General features: G+C 69.0%; 5 protein-coding genes and 1 pseudogene. 2 read left to right on the forward strand and 4 right to left on the reverse strand.

What is annotated here, in order from left to right; all coding sequences use genetic code 11:
- The coding region (gene purL / locus AAC997_RS03095) for a phosphoribosylformylglycinamidine synthase subunit PurL (RefSeq protein ID WP_340644237.1) at positions 1-1,952 on the reverse strand (1,952 nt) is incomplete at its 3' end.
- Between the two features lie 150 nt (positions 1,953-2,102).
- Between purL and AAC997_RS03100 the strand changes: the two genes are divergently transcribed.
- Positions 2,103-4,427: a penicillin acylase family protein gene (locus AAC997_RS03100; RefSeq protein WP_340644238.1), complete on the forward strand. Its 2,325-nt coding sequence runs from the start codon at positions 2,103-2,105 to the stop codon at positions 4,425-4,427.
- A gap of 127 nt (positions 4,428-4,554) precedes the next feature.
- On the opposite strand, the gene AAC997_RS03105 is transcribed toward AAC997_RS03100, so the two are convergent.
- Positions 4,555-5,499, reverse strand: a complete 945-nt coding sequence (locus AAC997_RS03105) for a M56 family metallopeptidase (protein ID WP_340644239.1) — start codon at positions 5,497-5,499, stop codon at positions 4,555-4,557.
- Positions 5,492-5,860, reverse strand: a complete 369-nt coding sequence (locus AAC997_RS03110) for a BlaI/MecI/CopY family transcriptional regulator (protein WP_340644240.1) — start codon at positions 5,858-5,860, stop codon at positions 5,492-5,494. Before AAC997_RS03110 ends, AAC997_RS03105 begins: the two co-directional genes overlap by 8 nt.
- Positions 5,861-5,973: 113 nt before the next feature.
- Here AAC997_RS03110 and AAC997_RS03115 point away from each other — a divergent pair, with 113 nt between their 5' ends.
- Positions 5,974-6,519: a methylated-DNA--[protein]-cysteine S-methyltransferase gene (locus tag AAC997_RS03115; RefSeq protein WP_340644241.1), complete on the forward strand. Its 546-nt coding sequence runs from the start codon at positions 5,974-5,976 to the stop codon at positions 6,517-6,519.
- A 231-nt stretch (positions 6,520-6,750) separates the two neighbouring features.
- On the opposite strand, the pseudogene AAC997_RS03120 reads toward AAC997_RS03115, so the two are convergent.
- Positions 6,751-6,846 (reverse strand): annotated as a pseudogene (locus AAC997_RS03120) (phosphoribosylformylglycinamidine synthase subunit PurQ); the annotation flags it as partial.

Genomic DNA, 6,846 nt, shown 5'->3' on the forward strand with positions numbered 1-6,846 from the left:
CCGACGTCGGAGGCCAGGGCCATCTCGGCGGCCGCGGCGGCCAGGCCGCCATCGGAGAGGTCGTGGACCACCGTCACGCGGCCGGCCACGATCTGCGCGCGCACGAAGTCGCCGATCTGGCGTTCCATGGCCAGGTCCACGGGCGGCGGCGCGCCGTCTTCGCGGCCCAGGATCTCGCGCAGGTACATGCTGGCGCCCAGCTCGCCGCGGGTCTCGCCCAGCAGCACCAGGGTGTCGCCGGCCCTCATGCTGGAGAAGTCGGCCCGCTTGCTGGAGTCGGCCAGGATGCCAACGCCGCCCACGGTCGGGGTCGGCGGAATGGCCGCGCCGTTGGTCTCGTTGTAGAGCGACACGTTCCCGCTCACGACCGGGAAGTCCAGCACCCGGCAGGCCTCGGCCATGCCGTCGATGGCGCGGACGATCTGGCCCATGATCTCGGGCCGCTCGGGGTTTCCGAAGTTCAGGTTGTCGGTGATGGCGACGGGGTCGGCGCCCACGCAGGTCAGGTTGCGCCAGGCCTCGGCCACGGCCTGCTTGCCGCCTTCGAAGGGGTCGTTCTGGACGTAGCGCGGGGTGACGTCGGAGGTCATGGCCAGGGCCTTCTTCGTCCCGTGAACCCGCACGATCCCGGCGTCGGCGCCGGTGGCTGAGTCCTCCAGGGTGTCGGCCATGACGTGGCGGTCGTACTGCTCCCAGAGCCAGCGCTTGGAGGCCATGTCGGGCGCGCTCATCAGCTTGAGGATCGCCTGGCCGTAGTGGTCGGGCTCGGGCACCTCGGAAGGCGTCAGGCGCGGCTGGGCGGCTGGGGCCGTCCAGGGCCGGTCATAGAGCGGGGCGTCGTCGAACAGCGGCGCGAGCGGCACGTCGCAGACGGTCTCGCCCTTGTGCTTGAGCACCATGTGGCCGGTGTCGGTGGTCCAGCCGATGACGGCGGCGTCCAGGCCCCATTTCTCGAAGATCGCGTGGCCGTCGTTCTCGCGGCCGGGCTTCAGGACCGCCAGCATGCGCTCCTGGCTCTCCGACAGCATCAGCTCATAGGCGCTCATGCCCTCTTCGCGCTGGGGAACCATGTCGAGGTTGAGCTCGATGCCGACCCCGCCCTTGCCGGCCATCTCCACCGAGGAGGAGGTCAGGCCCGCCGCGCCCATGTCCTGGATGGCGGCCACGGCGCCCGAAGCCATCAGCTCCAGGGTCGCTTCGATCAGCAGCTTCTCGGCGAAGGGGTCGCCGACCTGGACCGTGGGGCGCTTTTCGTCCGACGCGTCGTCGAATTCCTGGCTGGCCATGGTGGCGCCGTGGATGCCGTCGCGGCCGGTCTTGGAGCCGAAATAGACCACCGGCAGGCCGGCGGCCGGGGCGGCCGAGTAGAAGATCTTGTCGGCGTCGGCCAGGCCCACGCACATGGCGTTGACCAGGATGTTGCCGTCATAGCCCTTGTGGAAATTGGTCTCCCCGGCCACGGTGGGGACGCCCACGCAGTTGCCATAGCCGCCGATGCCGCTGACCACGCCGGCCACCAGGCGCTTGGTCTTAGGATGGCTGGGATCGCCGAACCGCAGGGCGTTCAAGAGGGCGATGGGCCGCGCACCCATGGTGAAGACGTCGCGCATGATGCCGCCGACGCCCGTCGCCGCCCCCTGATAGGGCTCGATATAGGACGGGTGGTTGTGGCTCTCCATCTTGAAGATGCAGGCCTGGCCGTCACCGATGTCCACCACGCCGGCGTTCTCGCCGGGACCGCAGATCACCCGGGGTCCCTTGGTGGGAAACTTGGAGAGGTGAATCTTGCTGGACTTGTAGGAGCAGTGCTCGCTCCACATCACCGAGAACACCCCCAGCTCGACCGCGGTCGGCTCGCGGTTCAGGCGTCGGATGATGAGGTCGAATTCCTCGGGCTTCAGGCCGTATTCGACGGCCGTCTCGGCCAGGGTCTTTGCAGGCTGGGCGCTCATGGCGCGCGTTCTAGCCGGACTCGGGCGCGGTTGCGAGGGGGCGGAACAAGCTTCCGGGCTGGTCGCGCCACCGTTGACTGCCGCGCGGGGAAGGCCGTCATGTGATCGCCGGTAATGTGGCGCGGCGAACGCGCCCGGGAGGGACGCGTGATGTCGGCTAGGCTTTCGGCGCTGTTGGGCGCGGTGGTGATCGGTTTGATTCTGGCTGGAGGCGCTCAGGCCGCGCCACGCTACAAGGCCCAGATCTCGCGCACCGCCTATGGCATCCCCCATGTCAGCGCCGCCGACTATGGCGGGATCGGCTATGGCCAGGCCTACGCCTTCGCCCAGGACAATCTCTGCCTGCTGGCCGACAAGGTCGTCACCGTGAACGGCGAGAGGTCAAAGTATTTCGGCCCCGACGGCGTCAACACCGTCGCCTTCGCCGAGACCAAGAACCTGGAGAGCGACTTCTTCTTCCGCGCCAACCTCGATGTCGCGGCGCTGAAGACCAATTTCGACAAGCTGTCGGCGGACTATCGCGACATGGTTCTGGGCTATGTGGCCGGCTACAACCGCTTCCTGCGCGACACCCCCAAGGCGGCTCTGCCCGTCGCCTGCCGTGACGGCGCCTGGCTGCGGCCTCTCACCCTCGATGACATGCTGCGCCTCAACGAAGAGCGGATGATCCAGGCCAGCGGCGGGGCGTGGCTGCGCCAGGTCAACGCCGCCGCGCCGCCGACCCTGAAGGCTCAGGCCGCGCTGGACGCCCCGGGCCTGCCCCTCGAGCCCGAGCAATTCGGCCTGGGCAGCAACGGCTGGGCCTTCGGCCGTGACGTGACCGCCAACAGGTCCGGCGTCCTGCTGGGCAACCCCCACTTCCCCTGGGAAACCACCAACCGCTTCTACGAAGTCCACCTGACCATCCCCGGCAGGCTGGACGTCATGGGGGTGACCATCGGCGGCGCGCCGGGCATGTCCATCGGCTTCAACAAGGATGTGGCCTGGACCCACACGGTCTCCACCGACCGCCACTTCACACTCTTCGAGCTCAGCCTCGATCCCGCCGACGCCACGGCCTACTACCTCGACGGCAAGCGTCTGACGATGGCTGCCAAGGCGGTGACCGTGGAGGTCAAGGACGGCCCGCCGCAGACGCGGATGACCTACACTTCGATCTACGGGCCGATGGTGGTCATGCCCCAGGTGGGCGTGGCCTGGACCGCCAAGTCCGCCTACGCCCTGCGCGACGCCAACAAGAACAATGTCCGCTCCGGCGACAGCTGGCTGGGAATCGCCCGCGCCAGGTCGGTGGAGGAGATCAAGGCCGGGATCACCAAGACCCTGGGCATTCCTTGGGTGAACACCATCGCCAGTGATCGCGAGGGGAACGTCCTCTATGCCGACATCACCTCCACCCCCAACGTCACCGCCGACTTCGCCAAGACCTGCGCCCCGCCCTCGGGCCTGGGGGCGCTGGCCGCCACGGCGCGGATCTATGTGCTGGATGGCGCGCGCTCGGCCTGCAACTGGCAGGTGGCGGCCGGGACGGCGTCACCGGGACTGATGCCGGGCGAAGCGATGCCCTCTGTGGTGCGAACCGACTATGTGGCCAACAGCAATGACAGCTATTGGCTGGCCAATGGCCGCGCGCCGATGGCCGCCTTCCCGCCGATCGTTGGCCCCGCCGCCGTCGCCCAGAACCTGCGCACCCGATCAGGCCTGATGACCATCGAGGCTCGCCTGGCCGGGACCGACGGCCTGCCGGGCAAGAGCATCGACCCGGCGTCCGTCCAGGCCATGCTCTACGCCAACCGCAACCTGGCCGCTGATCTCGCCATCCCCGACCTGCTGAAGATGTGCGCCGCCGCTCCCAGCGGGACCAGCACGGCGGGCAAGGACGTCAGCCTCGTCGGGGCCTGCACGGTGCTGGCGCAGTGGGACCGGCGGATGAATGTCGACAGCCGGGGCGCCCATCTGTTTGTGGAGTTCTGGCGCAAGGCCCAGCGTATCCCCGGCCTCTGGGCCACGGCCTTCGATGCCACCGATCCAGTCCACACCCCGCGCGACCTGAACGACACCGCTTCGCCGGCGCTGAAGACCGCCTTGGCCGACGCCGTCGAACTGCTGGCCGTCAAGGGTGTCGCCCTCGACGCCCCCTGGGGCGAGGTCCAGTACGCGGTGCGCGGCGACCAGAAGATCCCGGTGCATGGCGGCGAAGGCGGCGACGGCGTGCTCAACGCCCAGCAGTCGGCCTGGGTCGGTTCGGGCCTCGTGCCCTTCCACGGTTCCAGCTACATCCAGGTGGTGACCTTCGACGCCAAGGGCCCGGTGGCCGACGCGATCCTCACCTACGACCAGTCCACCGATCCCGCCTCGCCGCACTATGCCGACCAGACCCTGCTGCATGCGAAAAAGGGCTGGGTCCGCCTCCCGTTCTCCGCCGCCGAGATCGCGGCGGACAAGGGGGTGAAGGTGACGACGATTTCGGAGTGAGGGCCTAACCCCACTCCCGCTCTTCCCGGCGAAGGCCGGGACCCAGGTCGTAGATCACGATCTGAGCCCGCAATTCTGAAAGCGGCAGGTGTATCTGGGTCCCGGCCTTCGCCGGGATGAGCGGTTTTTACCGCGCCGCCCGGGTCAGCGCCTTGACCTGCTCCGACGTCATGGAGATCACCACCACGGTCGCGGGGGCATGGCGCTTGGCCACCTGGTTGGGCATGTCGAGCCAGCGGACGTGAGGTGGCGAGGGCGGCTGGGCGGCCCAGGCGCCGACGCCGGCCGCGACCGACAGCGCCATGACGATCCAGAAGCCCGCGAGCGCACGGGTCGGCGACGGTCGCGCCTGTTTCAGCATGGCGACCCGGGCCTCCAGCGGATGGCGCGAGGGCGCGGGCCAGTAGCAGCCGAAGGGCAGGGGCGTGGCGGCCAGCTGGGTCTTCAGCATCGTCTGGGCATAGAGCCTGCGGTCGCCGGGTCGCCGCGCCATCACCGTGGCGTCGCAGGCCAGCTCCTGGTCCAGCCGCAGGTGGTAGGCGGCCACATGGACCAGGGGATTGAACCAGTTCACCGCTTGGAAGACGGCGACCCAGGCGTTGGTCTTCGGGTCGCCGCGGTCGATGTGGGCCCGCTCATGGGCGCGGACCAGGGCGCGCTCTTCGGCCGTGAAGCGGGTCTCGTGGTCGGCCGGCGTGACGATGCGGGGCGCGATCACGCCGACCACGGCGGGACCGGCCTCTCCGGCCTTGGCCCGCTGCAGGAACCGCCACTGGCCGAAGACCATCAGGGCCAGGATGGCGACGGCGCCGGCGACCCAGACCTCCGTCGCGAACGACACCGCGCCTGGTGGGGTCAGCGTCAATGGCAGGGCCGGCCCGGGCGTCCCGGTCGGCGCCTCGGCGGCCGGGATCAGGCTGGCGGCGAAGGCCAGCGGCACGATCAGCCACAAGCGATAGGCGATCTGCGCCCCGAACACCCGCCGCGCCGGCAGGCGAAGGGCCAACACCAGGAGGATGGCCAGGCTGGCGGCCAGGTTGGCGCGCAGCAGGTCGGCGATCAGGTCAGCCATCGTCGTCCAGCTCCGCGATCAGCTTCTTGAGGCGCGCGATCTCGTCAGGCTTCAGCTTCCGGTTCTGGGCGAAGTGAGCCACCAGCGGCGCGAGCTGGCCCTCGAACAGCCGGTCCAGCAGCCCCTGGCTCTCGTCCTGCACATAGTTGGCGTGATCCACGAGGGCGACGTACTGGTGGCGGCCGTCGACCCGCTCGGACCGAATGGCCTTCTTCTTCAGCAGGCGGTTGATCAGGGTCTTCACCGTCGCCTCGGCCCAGGGCTGGCGGGCGCGGACATCGGTCACGATCTCGTCGGCGGTCAGCGGCGTCCTCCGCCACAGCGCCTGCATGATCTGACTTTCGGCCTCGGTGATATTCATGGGACTACGCTTGTAATTTGAGCCGAGGCTACGCCCCTGCCGCCCCAAGTCAAGCCGGCCGCCAAGGTCCGTTTCCCGCCAGCACGACTCTCCAGGTCTGGTAGACTGGGGTCATGTCAGAGCTCGCCTTCACCCTCTTCGACACCGCCATCGGGCGCTGCGGTCTGGCTTGGGGCCCGGCGGGCATTGTCGCCGTCCGGCTGCCAGACGCCTCCGACGAGAAGGCCCAGGCCCGCTTTGAGCAGCGCTTTCCCGGCATCGAGGCCCGTGAGCCGACGCCGGAGATCGCCGCCGCCATCACCCGCATCCAGGGTCTGCTCACCGGCGCCAAGGACGACCTTGGCGACATCATCCTGGACATGAGTTCGGTGAGCGACTTCCAGCGGGCGGTCTACGCCATCGGCCGCGCCATCCCGCCGGGCCAGACCCTGACCTATGGCGAGGTCGCCAGACGCCTGGGCGATCCCACCGCCAGCAGGGCGGTCGGCGAGGCCATGGGCAAGAACCCGTTCCCGATCATCATGCCCTGCCACCGCGTCCAAGGCGCCGACGGCAAGCTGGGCGGCTTCTCCGCCCCGGGCGGCGGGGTGACGAAGCTGAAGCTATTGGAGATCGAAGGGGCGACGTCCGTGGATAGCCTGCCGTTGTTCGCCCGTTAGAGCGCGTACGGAATTGGGGGTGCATCCTGAGAATCCTTCTCCCCTTGCGGGAGAAGGTGGCCCTGCGGAGCAGGGTCGGATGAGGGGTTGATATGCCTCTCGGGTTGGGGCGTCGCAGGATCAGCGGAGAGCGGAGTGTGACCCCTCATCCGACCGGTCGCTGACCGGCCACCTTCTCCCGCAAGGGGAGAAGGACTCAGCCTAGCTGATCGCGCAATTGGGTCCGAACGGCTAGGCGCTGGCGAGCGCGCTCTGGAACAGGATCGCGCCGTCGGCGGAGCCCAGCTCGGCCTCGAAGGCGCGGTCGGGGTGGGGCATCAGGCCCAG

Origin of the sequence: Phenylobacterium sp., assembly GCF_037968635.1 — a bacterium.
Classification (GTDB): Bacteria; Pseudomonadota; Alphaproteobacteria; order Caulobacterales; family Caulobacteraceae; genus Phenylobacterium.